Source organism: uncultured Parasphingorhabdus sp. (assembly GCF_963975555.1).
GTDB lineage: Bacteria > Pseudomonadota > Alphaproteobacteria > Sphingomonadales > Sphingomonadaceae > Parasphingorhabdus.
In genome coordinates, this window is the sequence record NZ_CAXBHH010000001.1 from 498,052 (window position 1) to 512,081 (window position 14,030).

The window sequence follows — 14,030 nt, forward strand, 5'->3', positions numbered from 1 at the left end:
CGGACAGGCCTAGGCCGGAACCGGCCTTGTCACCGTCCGCAACACTTCGCCATAGCTGTTCGCGATCGTCATCCGCGGACCATAGCCCTTGGCGATCAGCAGATCATGCGCCTTGGGCAGATTATAGCAGGGCACGCCCATGAACAGATGATGTTCGCTGTGATAATTGACCCAGTAGGGCGCCAGCGTCATCCGCATCAGCATATTGGCCTTGGTCGTGCGGGCATGGCTGAACGGGTCCTCGCCGCCGGTCGTGGTGCAGGCATGTTCGGCGATATTGCGGATCCGCAGGATCAGCTGGAATGTGGTCGCCAGCGCGACAATCCAGATCAGGAACGGGATGATGCCCAGTGTCGCCAGGCTGACCAGCAGCACCGCCAGCTGGATCAGCAGGAAGCGCCCTACCGTCCGCGTAGTCCGTTTGGCGCCGTCCAGATCGACCACCGGAGCGGCGACACCGGCAGCGCCGTTGCGGTTCATCGGGGTTCCCGCCGATGTGTCCCGCTTGGCCTGCGGAGCGGCCTCACTTGCACCGGACAGCATCGCCTTCAGGCCTTTCCAGGCCACCGCAAACTGGTTGCTGCGCTGGTTGAGAAATGTCTGTCCGGTCAAGTCGCGGATGATCTTGCGTTTCATGCTGGCCGGCGTTGTCGGGAAAGCCGCAGACAGGCCGAGATCGGGGTCCTCGCTCTGCTGCGTGTAGCGGTGATGGGTCAGATGATAGGCGCGATAGCTGTGCAGATCGCTGCCGGTCGCCGATCCGGTCAGCCACTGGCCGGCGAAATTGTTGATCTTGCGTTTGGGGTGGAGCAGGCCGTGCGCGCCTTCATGCATCAGGATCGACAGGCCCAATTGCCGGCCGCCGATCAGCAAGATCGCGAACGGGGTCGCGACAAGACCGGCGAGCCAGTGCCATTGCCACAATAAGGCTGTGCCGCCGGTGACCAGCGCCACCATCAGCCACGCATGGAGAGTGAGCCACAGACCGTGCCAGCGCGAAACGCGGGTCAAGGCCTTCCACTCCTCGCGGGTGAAAATCTCATTGGGTTTGGCAGCTTTTACAGCGGGCATAATGTAATCCTTCTACCCTCAATATAGCTGTTTTCTGCGGGTTTTACAAATGTTGGCGATGCCGTAGCGTTATCCCGAATTGCCAGCGATCCGTTCGTCCTGAGCTGGTCGAAGGACCGATTCGCGCGCTAAGGTCGTTCGACCGGCTCGCCACGAACGGAAATCTATTCACCCGTCAAACCAGCGCCTGTACCAGTCTGACCATGAAATCTGCGCCCCGTTCAAATTGCTCGACTGCCAGATATTCATTCGGCTGGTGCGCCTGCTCGATCGACCCGGGACCACAGATTACGGTGGCAAAGCCCGCCTGCTGGAATTGTCCCGCCTCGGCGGCATAAGAGACAACGCCCGAAGGGCCATTGTCGCCGGTCAGACTGCGGACAAAATCTGCAGCTTCCTGCGAACCCGCCGGCGCCATTGGCGGGGCGTTGGACAGGCGGGTGATGGTGACACCCGCTTCGGGGAAGGTGCGGCGCATCTCGCCATCAAGCGCCGCCACTTTTGCCTTGAACGGCGCCAGCACGGCCTCCGGATCAACATCGGGCGGGCAGCGCAGATCGAAGACAAAATGCGCGCGGCGGGCGAGGATATTGGGCGCGGTGCCACCCTGCATCCTGCCGATGGTCAGCGTCGCATGGGGCGGGATGAAAGGAGAGGCGGGATCGGCATTTTCCCAAAGACCGCGTGCCAGTTCGGCCAGATCGTGCATCAGTTCGACCGCCACCATATTGGCGGACAGGCCGAGATGCGTGAGGCTTGAGTGGGCTTCGTGACCCAGCACCTCGACCTCGTGCACCGCAATCCCCTTGTGGCCGGTGATAACCTTCATCATCGTCGGCTCACCGATAATCGCCAGCGCCGGTTTTGGCAGTTTCGCCGCCATTTCCTCGATCATTGCCGGAGCGCCGAGACAGCCGATTTCTTCATCATAGCTGAACGCCAGATGCACCGGTTTCGCGCAGTCTTTGAACAGCGGCACTGCGGCCAGTGCCAGCGCGATAAAGCCCTTCATGTCGCAGGTCCCGCGTCCGTGGAGCAGGCCGTTTCGCTCGGTCACCGTCCACGGATCACTGAGCCAGTCCTGTCCGTCGACCGGCACAACATCGCTATGACCGGAAAGAATGATCCCGCCCTCAACGTTCGGCCCCACACTGGCGTAAAGATTGGCCTTGGACGCATCGGCGTTAACGACGCGCGCCGATGTGACGCCACGCTGGCTGAGATAATCCTCGACCCAGGCGATCAGTTCGAGATTGCTATTCCGCGATGTCGTATCGAAGGCGATCAGCCGGGCAAGAATATCGCGGGCGGCGGGGAGAAGATTGTCGGTCATCGGGATATGAACTTTACAAACTTTACAGTGTTAAAAGAAACAAAACGGACTGGCCCCGAAATGGCTAAAATTGGCAGGTTTTTGGGCGAGGTTTTGCGGTCGGTCATGTAGTACGACTATCATAATAAGCACAATGTAGGACAGGCAATTTTCTCGGAATCCCTTCTCCCTCACGGGAGAAGGGGAGCGCGCAACTGATCATCAGCCACCCATTGCACCATCGGATCATAGAGATCGACGGTCGCGCCGAGCTCGTAGATATTGCGGTAGCCATAGCCGTAAAGGTTGATGAAGGTCGGGATGTTGAGCGCCAGCGGTGCGCGTTTGGTCATGATCGGGCGGATATTGTTGCTGAAATTATTGTTGCAGTAGATCAATATTTCCCGGTCCAGATTGTCGCCGATGACAGCGCGCAATTTGCTGTCGGTAAAGTCGGAAAAGGGAAGGTTGATTGCGCCCGCCATATGACCTTCGGCAAAGGCCGCGGCTGAACGTGTGTCGAGAATGAGCGTTTCAGGCTTCGCCGCCCGCTGCCGGAATTCGGCCAGATCGATCAGCCGCTCCGCCCGCACTGCGGCGACTTCATTGCTCAGATCGAGAAAGCCGGGATAGTCAATCTGCGGCTTGCTATCGGGGGTGGCCTGCAGCGGCGATAACGACAAGGCCGTTGCTCCACCGAGAGCCAGCACCAATCCGGAATATCGCATATCGCACTCTCCTCACAAAGAAGCGGGATATCCTGCAGATGATTTGAACTGGTGCTGAACCCCGCGCGTATCAAGCTTTGCTAGGATGACAAGGAACGATAGCGAGACCCGAAACCAGTCATCCGTTTCCGCTAACCAGTTGGATGAACAATCTTGGCCAATCGTGGTCTTCAATCGATGATGGCTTCAGTTTTAGCCGGTCTTTTTGCCGGCGGATCTCTTGCCGCTTCTTCTGCCAGTTTCAACAATTTCTCGGCTGCCTCGGTCGCGTCGCTGCGATGAGGATTATAGGCGAGAGGACGCAGGACCGCAGCGGCAGTTTCATATTGCTGGTCTTCCATATATTGTGCGGCGACGGTCATGCGCAAATTCTGGTCGAACGGGGCTAGTTCGAGCGCCCGCTGCAAACCCTGGATTGCGATGTCAGGTGGCGTCTGTCCGGCGGCGCGATAGGCGCGGTAAAATTCCATCAACGGAATCGGATGGTTGGGTTCAATCCGGTTGGCGACGACAATCTGGGCTCGAACCGCTTTCCATGCGACTTCCGGATCGTCTGCCGATTCAGCCCGTCGGGCAAAGGCATAGATTTTCTGGATCTGGGCGCGCACTCTTTTCGGATCGAGTGCCAAAGCGCGATCTGCTGCTTCAATCGCCTCGCTATCATTACCCGCATCATATTCCGCTTCAGCCAATGCTTCCTGAACGGCGGGATCATCCGGATATTTTGTCGCGACCTTGCGCGCCTTGGCGACGACCTCGAGGGCTTCCTTTTTATCTACGCCGGTACGCGATTCCATAATCACCGGCATCATGGCGGCTTCGCTATCGCGCAGTTCACGAATCTTTACCGGTCTTGTAACGAGGCGGTCAGGCGGCAGGGCAAGTCCCATTATTTTGCGGCGCTCGGCATAACGGTCAAGATCCCCGTCGAGTTGGGCAAGATCACCGAATGCCTCCCGCGCAGCATCAATGTCACTCGCTCCTTGACCCATCAGTTGCTGAAACTTCAGCATCTGCCCCTCTCGCGATTTTTCGAAGCTCATATAATGATAAAGCAGCCAACTGCGTCCGTAAAACTGGTCATATCCCGTGCGCTTGTTTGCCAGATAACTGGCGGTATCCAGCAGTTGCTCTATCGCGACTTCCCGGGATTGCTTCAGTTCATAAGCGCGATGGACGGCCTGACTGCCGAGATGGACCGTCCCGTCGGATTTGACTGTGCCAGAGGCGTAAAATTCGGCGAAGCCCTCCTGAAACCATAGCGGGAAGCTGCGACTGGTTATGTTGAACAGAAAGTGATGGGCATATTCGTGCCGCAATATCGTTTCGGGCGACAGATCAAACTTGCTTGAACCCAAACCGCGACGTGGAACAAGTGCAATAATATTTCCCGCTCTGGGAAGATAGATTCCAGAGGTATATCTGCCGTTTATATCCGCTAGTTTGCGAACGCCTATCGCATTTTTGACAACGAAGACCGTGATCCGGTTGGAGGCACTGGGGGATTCGGGTTCGTTCTCCAGCATGAAAGCCATAGAGGCGTGAAATTTTTCCAGTCTTTCGGCAAACTCCTGGACACTGCTGCCACTCTCATTCGCGTAAATGACAAAATGCTCACTGCTTGCTTCATGCCACGCCGCTTGCACCGGTGTGGTCAAAAAAGTCAAAGCCAAGCCAAAACCAAAGAGCGACCGTATCATGTAAAACCCCCCCCACCTGATCCAACATAGTATCGAATCAAGCGGAGGGGCAATAGTTAGTGCATCGATTTATTCGAGGGTGATTTTCAGCCCTGCGACTTGATCCAGTCGCGGATCTTGCTTTCCAGCACCGTCATCGGCAGCGCGCCGGTGTTTAGCACCTGGTCGTGGAATTCGCGCGGGTCGAACTTGTCGCCGAGCGCGTCCTGCGCTTCTTTCTTCAACCGCTGGATGGTGAGCGCACCGATCTTGTAGGCCAGTGCCTGCGAGGGAATTGCGATATAGCGTTCGACTTCGGCGGTCGCGTCGGTTTCGCCCATGCTGCTGTTGTCGAGCATATATTTGATCGCTTTCTCCCGGCTCCAGCCCTTGCTGTGCAGGCCGGTATCAACGACCAGCCGCATGGCGCGGAGCATCTCGTCGTCGAGATGGCCGATGCGCTGATATGGATCGTTATAGAGGCCCATCGGGAAGCCCAGCTTCTCAGCATAGAGCGCCCAGCCTTCGACAAAGGCGGTATTGCCGCCAAAGCGCATGAATGCCGGCAGCGCTTCATTTTCCTGAGCCAGTGAAATCTGGAAGTGATGGCCCGGCGCGCCTTCGTGCAGGTAGAGCGTGGTGATGCCGGAGGTGCTGCGCGAAGGCAGGTCATAGGCGTTGAAATAGAAGACGCCGGGACGCGAACCGTCTGGCGTACCGCTCTGGTAGGAACCACCGGCCTGGAATTTCTCTACCGATTCATCATAGGGGCGAATTTCCAGCGGCGATTTTGGCAGGACCTTGAACTGCTCGCCGATTTTCGCGTCGACCTTCTTGCCCATGTCATAATAGGCCTGGGTCAGCGCTTCGCGGGATTCGGGGTGGAATTGCTCGTCGGTGCGCAGAAATTCGAAGAATTCGGACAGGGTGCCGTCAAAGCCGACCTCGGTCTTGATCTCTTCCATCTCGGTCTTGATCCGCTTGACTTCGCTGAGGCCGAGATTGTGGATATAGTCGGCCTTGAGCGGCAGCGTGGTGGTGTTCTCGATCATGTTTTCATAAAGAACTGCACCGCCCTTCATCTGCGACAGACCGACCTCGTTGCGGGCGACCGGCAGATATTCGTTTTTCAGGAAATCATGCATGCGCTGATAGCCGGCGAAAATATCCTTGGTGGCTGCGGCATATTCCTTGGTCAGCCGCTTTTTGTCGGCGTCGCTGAAATCATCGGGGAAATTCTTGGTCGGCGCCATGAACGGGCTGTTCTCGAGACCCAGGCCGATCTGGGTGGCGAGCTGTTCGATCACGTTGGTGATCGTCAGCTTGGTTTCGACCACGCCGCTTTCCATGCCTTCGCGGAAACGGCCGATCGAGCGGTCGCCGATGATGATGAATTGTTTGTGGCGTTTCAGATTATCTTCGTAATTTTTCACCGTCTTGAACGGCGCGCCGCCCTTGCCGGAAGCAAAGTCGGGATAGAAAGTGTGAAAGCCGCTGAAATGATTGACCGGACGGACGACGGTCAGGGCCATGATTTCGTCGGAATAGCCTTTGAGCGCCTGCTGCTTGTCACGCTTGAACACGTCATAGGCGATTTTGTCGGTAGCGCTGAGCTTGCTGCGATCCAGCTTCAGAAGCGCAGCCAGTTCGGCTGTCTCGGCCGCTTTTTCGCCGGCAAAATATTCGTCGGAAATATAGTCACCAAGCTGGTCGGCATAGCGTTCATCGCCGCGAAACAAGGCGCCGATCGGATTGCGTTTCAGACTTTCCTCGTCGCTCTTTGCGAACAGGGCCTTCAGCTTTTCGCCTTCGGTCATCTCCGCTTCTTCGTGATGTTCCATCGCCGCTGCGCTGGTTGCGGCAAGCGGCTGGGCAGTGGCGACGCTGCCGATGGCGAGCAGGCTGGTGCCGACGAGAAGGGCGAGTGGTTTCTTGATCATATAGGGTTCCTATCCAAAACTGTTATGTCCAGCTAACACGCTAAAGTATCACTCGCAACGATTTCACCGGTCAATTAATGTCGTTGGTCGAAACCCGTCGTCGATTGATCGGCAAGCCGGATTTTAAGGGACCCAGGCTTTCTGCCACTGGTTCAGCCGGAACCATTTGGTGATGATATATTTGGTGCCCTCTTCCACCGGTGTTCCGGCGTGCAGCGTGTCGATATTGGGCGTGCCGTCGAGGCGCATATTATTCCAGATCAGCAGCATGCCACGGCGCGGTTCGACCTGATACTGCAGCTGCGGGAAAGCGGTTGCGCCACCTTTTTCCGGTTCGTTGAGATAGGCCATCGCGGTCCAGGTACGCTGGCCGCCATTGGGGCCTTCAAACTGCCAATATTTCTCGGTCTCGTGAAAATAGTCATGATGATCCTTGAACTGCTGCCCCACCTGATAACGCTGCCCCTGGAGGACTTCGCTATGGGTTTGCGGCAGGCCCATCAGCTCGCAAATCATTTTGTCGATCCGCCGGATGTCGGGATCGGCCGGGTCGACATTGCAGCTATAGCTGGTGCGGTAGCCCTCGCGTTCGGTACCTTCGTATAGCGTCGAGGGCTGGCTATCGCTGTCGATCATCTCGATCAGCAGGTCGCAGTCGGCATCATTGATGAAATTCTGGCATACATAGAGCTGCACATATGGGCTTTCCAGCCACTGGACCCGGGGATGGGCGTTGAGCGTTTCGGTAACCCGCCGGCCCAGCGCTGCCATCCGCTTCGGGCTGTTATAGAGTTCGCTCTGCTTTTTCGTAAAGACCCGGGCCATGCTTGTCAGCCTAGTCGATGATGCGTCCGCGCACCATCACCCAGTCGATCTTTTCCAGCACCCGGACATCGTCCAGCGGGTTGCCGTCAAAAGCGATCAGATCGGCGGAATAGCCGACCGCGATCCGGCCGATTTCATTCTCCATATCGAGCGCTTTGGCAGCCGATGTGGTCGCGCTCGCCAAAGCTTCGCGCCGCGTCAGGCCGGCATCGACCATCAGCTGGAGCTCCTCGGCATTGCGGCCGTGATCAAAGACACCTGCATCGGTCCCGAATACGATCGGCACGCCCAGTCTTTTGGCCGATGCCACCGCCTTGCCGATGGTGTTCAATGTCATCCGGATTTTCTCCTCGACGACCGGAGTGTATATACCCTTGCCGAGACCTTCGCTGACGCCCTTGAACGCCATCAATGTCGGAACCATTGCGGTGCCATTGGCCTTCATGACCTTGAGCGCAGCCTCGTCCGCAAACGTGCCATGTTCGATCGTATCGATACCGGCGCGCGACGCCGCTTCGATCCCGCGCGCACCATGGGCATGGGCCATGACTTTCAGGCCGAGCGAATGGGCAGTGGTGGCGATCGAGCGCATTTCTTCATCGGTAAATTGCGCTTCCAGCCCGCGACCCTGTTGGGAAAGGACGCCGCCGGTTGCGGTGATCTTGATAATATCAGCACCGGCCCGACTGGCCTTGCGCACTTTTTCCGCGCACTGGACGGCGCCGGTGCAGGCATAGCCGCTGGTAAGCAGGGCATTGACGTCTTCGGTGAAGCCCGACACGTCGCCATGGCCGCCGACGATCGCCAGTGGCGGTCCGGCCGCGATGATGCGGGGTCCGGGAATGACGCCATCGGCGGTGCCGCGGCGTAGCGAAAAGGCGCTATATTGCGAGGAGCCCGCTTCGCGCACGGTGGTGAAGCCGGCCTTGGCGGTAACCAGCGCATTTTTCGCACCGACAACCACGCCCCATTCTGCCGGTTCGGTGGTTTCTTTCCAGAAATCACCACCCGGATCACCGGTTAGATGGACGTGCAGGTCGATCAGGCCGGGCATTACGGTCTTGTCGGAAAGGTCGATGACTTCTGCCGCAGCGTTGGGCGCAGAATCTGGGCCAATCCGGATTTCGGCAATCTTGCCTTCGCGGACGATGATCGTTGCGGGGCCGGTTGGCTGAGCGGCTGCATCGGTCAGCAGACTACCTACGCGAATGATCTGGTCTTGCGCGAACGCGCTACCCGAAATTGTGACCGCTACAAAAGCGGCGATAGCCAAACCAAGCGCACGTCTCATGATATTTCTCTCCGTCGTTATGGGGCCTTATTGCGGAGCGCTATTGCAAGTTGCAACAAGAAAGGAATCTGCCCTGACCAGGATTTTTGCCTTGAGGCTGTGGAGCCGGTTCAAAACGCCTCGATGGATCATAATTTTTCGGCAAATTTAAAATCGAAACTGCGCGGAACATCGACCCTATTATGGGCCGCAAGAAACGGCGATATTTCAATCGCCAACCTCTGTCAGAAGTCGATATTTCTCAATAGGATCAACCGATCGGGTGTCGCCAGCTGCAATAGTCGCATTTACAGTTAATAGATCGCTAACTTGATTGGGTTAGGGCTGTGGATTGTCGCCCTTTCTATCAATAGGAAATTGATCCCGGTTATGAAGCATGAGAAGTTTGATATCACCGACCCGGCGCTGATTGATGCTGTGGCCCGTTCGTGCGGAGAAGTCACCGTCGGTTGCGCTGATGTAGGCGGTCTGGTCGAGGAAGTGATGGCGAATGCGGATGAAATGCGCGAGCGCCGGGTAGTGTTGCAGGATGTGATCGCAAAATTGGCTGACGGCCAGAAACGCGTAACGGAGTCCACCAACGAGGCAAGAATGCTGTCAAAGCGGGCGAAGGACGATCTGTACGACAGTACCCACGTCATCCGGATGTCGATGCAGGAATTCGGTGATTTGACCGGTCTGGTAGTCGAGCTTGCCCAACATATTACCGGATTTGCCGGTGCCATGGATCAAGTGCGCCGGGTTTCCCAGAATATTGACAGGATCGCCAATACCACCAGCATTCTCGCTCTCAATGCTGCGATTGAGGCGCATCGCGCCGGTGCTGCAGGGGCGACATTTGCGGTCGTCGCAGCAGAGGTCAAACAACTGGCTTTCAATACACGCGAAGCGACAGACGAGATATCGGCCACGGTCAATTCGTTGGGCGTCGAAGCCGAAACCCTGGTCGAGAAAATCGAAAAAGGCGTCAGCAAGAGCAATGATGCCCAGCGGAATTTTCAAAAGATCGATGACACGGTCAACCGGATTTCTGATCTGGTTTCACAGGTCGATGAGCAGAATAGCGACATCGCCAAAAACACCGGCCTGATCCACAATAAAGTGCAGCAGGTGCAAGATGTTCTCGATCATTTTTCGGAAAGTGCCGAAAAGAACAATATTAGTCTGGAAGCCGCAAAAGAGAAGGTGGGCGACCTTGAAACAATGTCGAAAGTCATGTTCGACCAGCTGGTCCAGAGCGGTTTTGCGACGGAGGACCGAAAGTTCGTCGACTTGGCGATCACCGGCAAGGACGAACTGGTTGCAATAGTTGAACAGGCTTTGGCCAGTGGAGAGCTGACCAGGGAGCAGCTGTTCGACCGGGAATATTGCGAGATACCGGGATCCAACCCCACCCGGTATGATAACCAGTTCAATGCTTTTGCTGACGCGAAGGTTCAGCCGATATTGGATAAATACCGGCAGATGGATGCAATTATCAGTTGTGGGGCGACCAATATTGACGGTTATCTGCCAACCCATGTCAGCGAGCGTTCGAGAGCGCCCACCGGTGATCCGGTACATGATGACAAATATTGCCGCAATCGGCGTATATTTCTGGACGATATGACCAAGCGCGCGATTGAGCAAAAAAACCGGCCGTTCAGTGTCTCGGTATACCGGTTTACTCGAACCGCCGATGATAAATCAACGGCGGGCAAACAGGTCTTCGTTCCGCTCTGGTTCGGCGGCGAATATTGGGGCAATTTCGAGCTGCTCTATCTCGACTAGTCCGTCGGGATGGCGCAAAAAAAGACCCGCAGCCCTTTCAGGTAGCGGGTCTTTCTGTAAATCATTCTGTCTTACCAGAAGAAGTCGTAGATCACGTCGATGACTTCGCCGGTGTAGGTGTCGACCAGCAGGACATCGTCATAATAGCGGACCCAGCGGGTACCAGCATATGCGGCTGGCAGACGGTAGCGGCCCGGATCATTGATCCAGTAGCGCGATCCGTAAAAGGATGTGCCCAGAAAGACGCCGATGTTCCAGCGGCGATAGCTGTGCGACCGATAGGGTGAATTATAACGGCCGAGCCGGTAATAGCTGCGGTTTGCCTGACGGTAGCGCTGCCAGTCATAGCGCTGGTTACTGCGCCAGTTGCGGTTCCAGTTGCGGCTGTTCCGCGCGGACTTGCGATTATCGCGATAGCGCCGGTCGATTCTGCCATCGCGGTTGCTGTCCACCCGCCGGTCGACGCGATTATTGTTATTGCGGTCATAGCGGCGGTCAATCTGACCGTCACGGTTGCGATCATAGCGCCGGTCGACCTGACCATCCCGATTGTTGTCGCCACGTCTAGCCGCCCGTTGCTGAGCGACTTGACGGCTCTGCGTTACATTCCGGTTGCTATTGCGCTGTTGTGCGACCTGCCGGTTTTGCGTCGTGTTACGGTTGCGATCCGGTCGTACGGTCCGTTGGTTCGCCCGCGCGGCAGGACCGCTACTGGCACTGCGCTCGGTGCGTTCCGCTCGGCGATTCGTCCGCGTTTCGGTGCGATCACTGCGGGACTCTGTCCGGCTCTGCCGACTAACCTGTGCCGTTCCACGGTTGTTGCTATTCTGTGCCCGCGCCTGGCCGCGGCTGCTGTTTCTGCTGGTGCCGCGATTAGCGCGGCGATCGCGTTGCGCTTCTGCCTTGCCGGTCAGATTCGCTGGCACCGCGTTGGCGGCCAAATCAAGCCGGGGCGCGATTTCGGCGGCGGACGCAGCGGCGGGCGTCAACATCGTAGCCGCCATCAGGCCTGTGACTAAAAATATACGCATGGCTTACTCCTGTTGCTGGCGACCCTCTTGTGCCGCATCTGTGCAACAGGAGATAGGGGATTAACCCTGTCTGACTCCTGAACTGACCTGTTATGTTCAGGAAAGGTTTGATTTATATGAACAGCTTTCGTCTGATAAGTCTAACCCCAGACCCGATCCGGAGGCCAGCACTCGTCCTACGACCGAATTATTATTTCGATCTTCTTGCCCACAAATGACCAGCGCGAACCAATGCTACCTCAGTTTGATGGACGTTCGGGATATGGATTTCGGCGACCGGTGCAGGACATTCTAGTACCGGCGAACCTATTGGCCCTAGATGGATTAAGGGGCCGGCAGATCAATCGAGACAACCTGTGAGACAACGGGAACCGGCACGGCTAAAATAATGAAAGCACTTATTGCCCCAAAGACTGCCCAGACATATTTCTTTTGTTTAATGTCGGAAGCAGCGCGTGTCATACAGTAAATCACCGCAATTACAGGAAGATATAGCCTAACAGATTCGAGGACCGGTTCCACCAACCTAATCCTTCAGATTATCCTTCTCCAGCCACTCTTCCAGCCATTTGATCGTATATTCGCCGGACTGGAATTCCTTGTCGTGGACCAGTTTCTGGTGGAGTGGAATGGTAGTCTGGACGCCTTCGATGACCATCTCGTCCAGCGCCCGTGCAAGCCGCATCATACAGCCGTCGCGGGTACGGCCATAGACGATCAGCTTCGCAATCATGCTGTCATAATAAGGCGGGATCGAATAGCCCGCATAGAGCCCGCTATCGACGCGCACATGCATGCCGCCGGGTGCATGGTAGCTGGTGACCTTGCCGGGCGATGGCGCCCAGGTCTTCGGATTTTCGGCGTTGATCCGGCATTCGATGGCATGGCCGCTGAATACCAGATCCTCCTGTTTCACCGACAGATCGCGACCGTCGGCGATGCGGATCTGTTCGCGCACCAGATCGAAACCGGTGATCATTTCGGTGACCGGATGCTCGACCTGCAGGCGGGTGTTCATTTCGATGAAGTAAAATTCATCATTCTCGTAGAGAAATTCGATCGTGCCGGCACCGCGATATTGCATGCCCTTCATCGCGTCGACACAGACCTTGCCCATTTTCTCGCGCTGCTCGGCGCTGATCACCGGCGAAGGCGCTTCCTCGAGCACTTTCTGGTGACGGCGCTGCAGCGAACAATCGCGCTCGCCGAGATGGATGGCATTGCCGCGACCGTCGCCGAACACCTGGAATTCGATGTGGCGCGGGTCGCCGAGATATTTTTCGATATAAACAGTGGCGTCGCCAAAGGCTGCCTTGGCTTCGGTACCCGCCTGTTTCATCTGGGTTTCGAGCTCGGCTTCGCTGTTGACCACTTTCATGCCGCGACCGCCGCCGCCGGAAGCGGCCTTGATGATCACCGGGTAACCGACTTTTTCTGCTACCTGCTTGGCTTCCTCGATTTCGCTGACCGCGCCATCGGAGCCGGGCACTAGAGGAATGCCGAGATCGCCGGCGGTTTTCTTGGCCGCAACCTTGTCGCCCATGATTTTGATATGTTCCGGCTTGGGGCCGATCCATTTGATTCCGTGCGCTTCGACGACTTCGGCAAAATGCGCATTTTCGGAAAGGAAGCCATAGCCGGGATGGATAGCATCCGCGCCGCTGATTTCAGCGGCCGAGATGATCGCCGGGATCGACAGATAGCTGTCGGCTGCCGGTGGCGGGCCAATGCAGACCGCCTGATCGGCGAGCCGCACATGCATCGCGTCTGAATCGGCGGTGCTGTGTACGGCGACGGTTTCTATGCCCAGTTCTTTCGCCGCGCGCAGAATCCGCAGAGCAATTTCCCCGCGATTGGCAATCAGGATTTTTTCAATGGTCACGCTGTCAGCCTCAAGCGATCATGACCAGAGGCTGGTCAAATTCTATCGGTTGACCGTTTTCAACCAGGATGGCTTTCACCGTGCCGGATGTTTCGGCGGTGATCGGGTTCATCACCTTCATCGCTTCGACGATCAGCAAAGTATCACCGACTGCAACCTTGTCGCCGACGCTGATGAAATTGGGAGAGCCTGGTTCGGCGGCGAGATAGGCGGTGCCCACCATCGGTGATTTCTGCGCGCCGGCGTGGTCGTCAACGACAGCGGCTGGTGCTGCTGCTGCCGCCGGGGCTGCAACTGCGGGGGCCGGTGCAGCGGCGACGGGCGCGGAAATATATGTTCCACCACCGCGCGCGACCTTGATCTTGCGATCACCGTCTTCGACTTCAATCTCGGTCAATCCCGCTTTTTCGAGAATGGCAGCGAGATCACGGACCAGCTTGATATCTACGTTCATGCCTTCACCCGTTTCTTTTTTTGCAGACATATTTTGTCCCTATATTA

The 14,030-nt window shown here is 56.8% G+C and carries 11 protein-coding genes; 1 reads left to right on the forward strand and 10 read right to left on the reverse strand.

All coding sequences use genetic code 11. The features are described from left to right. Positions 1-9: 9 nt before the first annotated feature. The 7 genes from AAC060_RS02405 to AAC060_RS02435 form a co-directional block, all read right to left on the reverse strand. Positions 10-1,071 (reverse strand): fatty acid desaturase family protein, encoded by a 1,062-nt coding sequence (locus AAC060_RS02405; RefSeq protein WP_339822521.1) that lies wholly within the window; start codon positions 1,069-1,071, stop codon positions 10-12. 175 nt (positions 1,072-1,246) lie between these two features. After that, complete coding sequence (gene argE, locus AAC060_RS02410; protein ID WP_339822524.1) at positions 1,247-2,404, reverse strand: acetylornithine deacetylase; 1,158 nt, start codon at positions 2,402-2,404, stop codon at positions 1,247-1,249. Positions 2,405-2,574: 170 nt separating this feature from the next. Beyond that, complete coding sequence (locus tag AAC060_RS02415; RefSeq protein ID WP_339822527.1) at positions 2,575-3,111, reverse strand: rhodanese-like domain-containing protein; 537 nt, start codon at positions 3,109-3,111, stop codon at positions 2,575-2,577. A 170-nt stretch (positions 3,112-3,281) separates the two neighbouring features. After that, positions 3,282-4,811, reverse strand: a complete 1,530-nt coding sequence (locus AAC060_RS02420; protein ID WP_339822530.1) for a DUF1570 domain-containing protein — start codon at positions 4,809-4,811, stop codon at positions 3,282-3,284. Between the two features lie 86 nt (positions 4,812-4,897). Continuing rightward, positions 4,898-6,730 carry a DUF885 domain-containing protein gene (locus tag AAC060_RS02425; protein WP_339822532.1) on the reverse strand — a complete coding sequence of 611 codons (1,833 nt, stop codon included), beginning with the start codon at positions 6,728-6,730 and terminating at the stop codon, positions 4,898-4,900. Positions 6,731-6,853: 123 nt separating this feature from the next. Next, positions 6,854-7,555, reverse strand: a complete 702-nt coding sequence (locus AAC060_RS02430) for a 2OG-Fe(II) oxygenase (protein WP_339822534.1) — start codon at positions 7,553-7,555, stop codon at positions 6,854-6,856. Positions 7,556-7,565: 10 nt separating this feature from the next. Continuing rightward, positions 7,566-8,846, reverse strand: coding sequence for an amidohydrolase family protein (locus AAC060_RS02435; protein ID WP_339822536.1), 1,281 nt, complete (start codon positions 8,844-8,846; stop codon positions 7,566-7,568). Between the two features lie 369 nt (positions 8,847-9,215). On the opposite strand from AAC060_RS02435, the gene AAC060_RS02440 reads away from it, so the two are divergent. Continuing rightward, entirely contained in the window at positions 9,216-10,616 is a 1,401-nt protein-coding gene (locus tag AAC060_RS02440; RefSeq protein ID WP_339822539.1) for a methyl-accepting chemotaxis protein, read from the forward strand. Between the two features lie 71 nt (positions 10,617-10,687). Here the strand turns inward: AAC060_RS02440 and AAC060_RS02445 are convergent, their stop codons facing one another. The 3 genes from AAC060_RS02445 to accB form a co-directional block, all read right to left on the reverse strand. Further along, complete coding sequence (locus AAC060_RS02445; protein WP_339822542.1) at positions 10,688-11,647, reverse strand: RcnB family protein; 960 nt, start codon at positions 11,645-11,647, stop codon at positions 10,688-10,690. Between the two features lie 526 nt (positions 11,648-12,173). Continuing rightward, the gene (accC, locus tag AAC060_RS02450) at positions 12,174-13,529 is read right to left on the reverse strand and encodes an acetyl-CoA carboxylase biotin carboxylase subunit (protein WP_339822544.1); all 1,356 of its coding nucleotides are present in this window, start codon (positions 13,527-13,529) and stop codon (positions 12,174-12,176) included. 10 nt (positions 13,530-13,539) lie between these two features. Continuing rightward, the gene (gene accB / locus AAC060_RS02455) at positions 13,540-14,013 is read right to left on the reverse strand and encodes an acetyl-CoA carboxylase biotin carboxyl carrier protein (RefSeq protein WP_339822547.1); all 474 of its coding nucleotides are present in this window, start codon (positions 14,011-14,013) and stop codon (positions 13,540-13,542) included. Positions 14,014-14,030 lie beyond the last annotated feature (17 nt).

What these genes read in the sequence shown, in the direction of transcription:
- AAC060_RS02440 (WP_339822539.1), top strand. Translation starts at nt 9,216, where the DNA reads ATGAAGCATGAGAAGTTTGATATCACCGACCCGGCGCTGATTGATGCT.
- AAC060_RS02445 (WP_339822542.1), bottom strand. Translation starts at nt 11,647, where the DNA reads ATGCGTATATTTTTAGTCACAGGCCTGATGGCGGCTACGATGTTGACG.
- AAC060_RS02405 (WP_339822521.1), bottom strand. Translation starts at nt 1,071, where the DNA reads ATGCCCGCTGTAAAAGCTGCCAAACCCAATGAGATTTTCACCCGCGAG.
- AAC060_RS02415 (WP_339822527.1), bottom strand. Translation starts at nt 3,111, where the DNA reads ATGCGATATTCCGGATTGGTGCTGGCTCTCGGTGGAGCAACGGCCTTG.
- AAC060_RS02420 (WP_339822530.1), bottom strand. Translation starts at nt 4,811, where the DNA reads ATGATACGGTCGCTCTTTGGTTTTGGCTTGGCTTTGACTTTTTTGACC.
- AAC060_RS02425 (WP_339822532.1), bottom strand. Translation starts at nt 6,730, where the DNA reads ATGATCAAGAAACCACTCGCCCTTCTCGTCGGCACCAGCCTGCTCGCC.
- accB (WP_339822547.1), bottom strand. Translation starts at nt 14,013, where the DNA reads ATGTCTGCAAAAAAAGAAACGGGTGAAGGCATGAACGTAGATATCAAG.
- argE (WP_339822524.1), bottom strand. Translation starts at nt 2,404, where the DNA reads ATGACCGACAATCTTCTCCCCGCCGCCCGCGATATTCTTGCCCGGCTG.
- AAC060_RS02430 (WP_339822534.1), bottom strand. Translation starts at nt 7,555, where the DNA reads ATGGCCCGGGTCTTTACGAAAAAGCAGAGCGAACTCTATAACAGCCCG.
- AAC060_RS02435 (WP_339822536.1), bottom strand. Translation starts at nt 8,846, where the DNA reads ATGAGACGTGCGCTTGGTTTGGCTATCGCCGCTTTTGTAGCGGTCACA.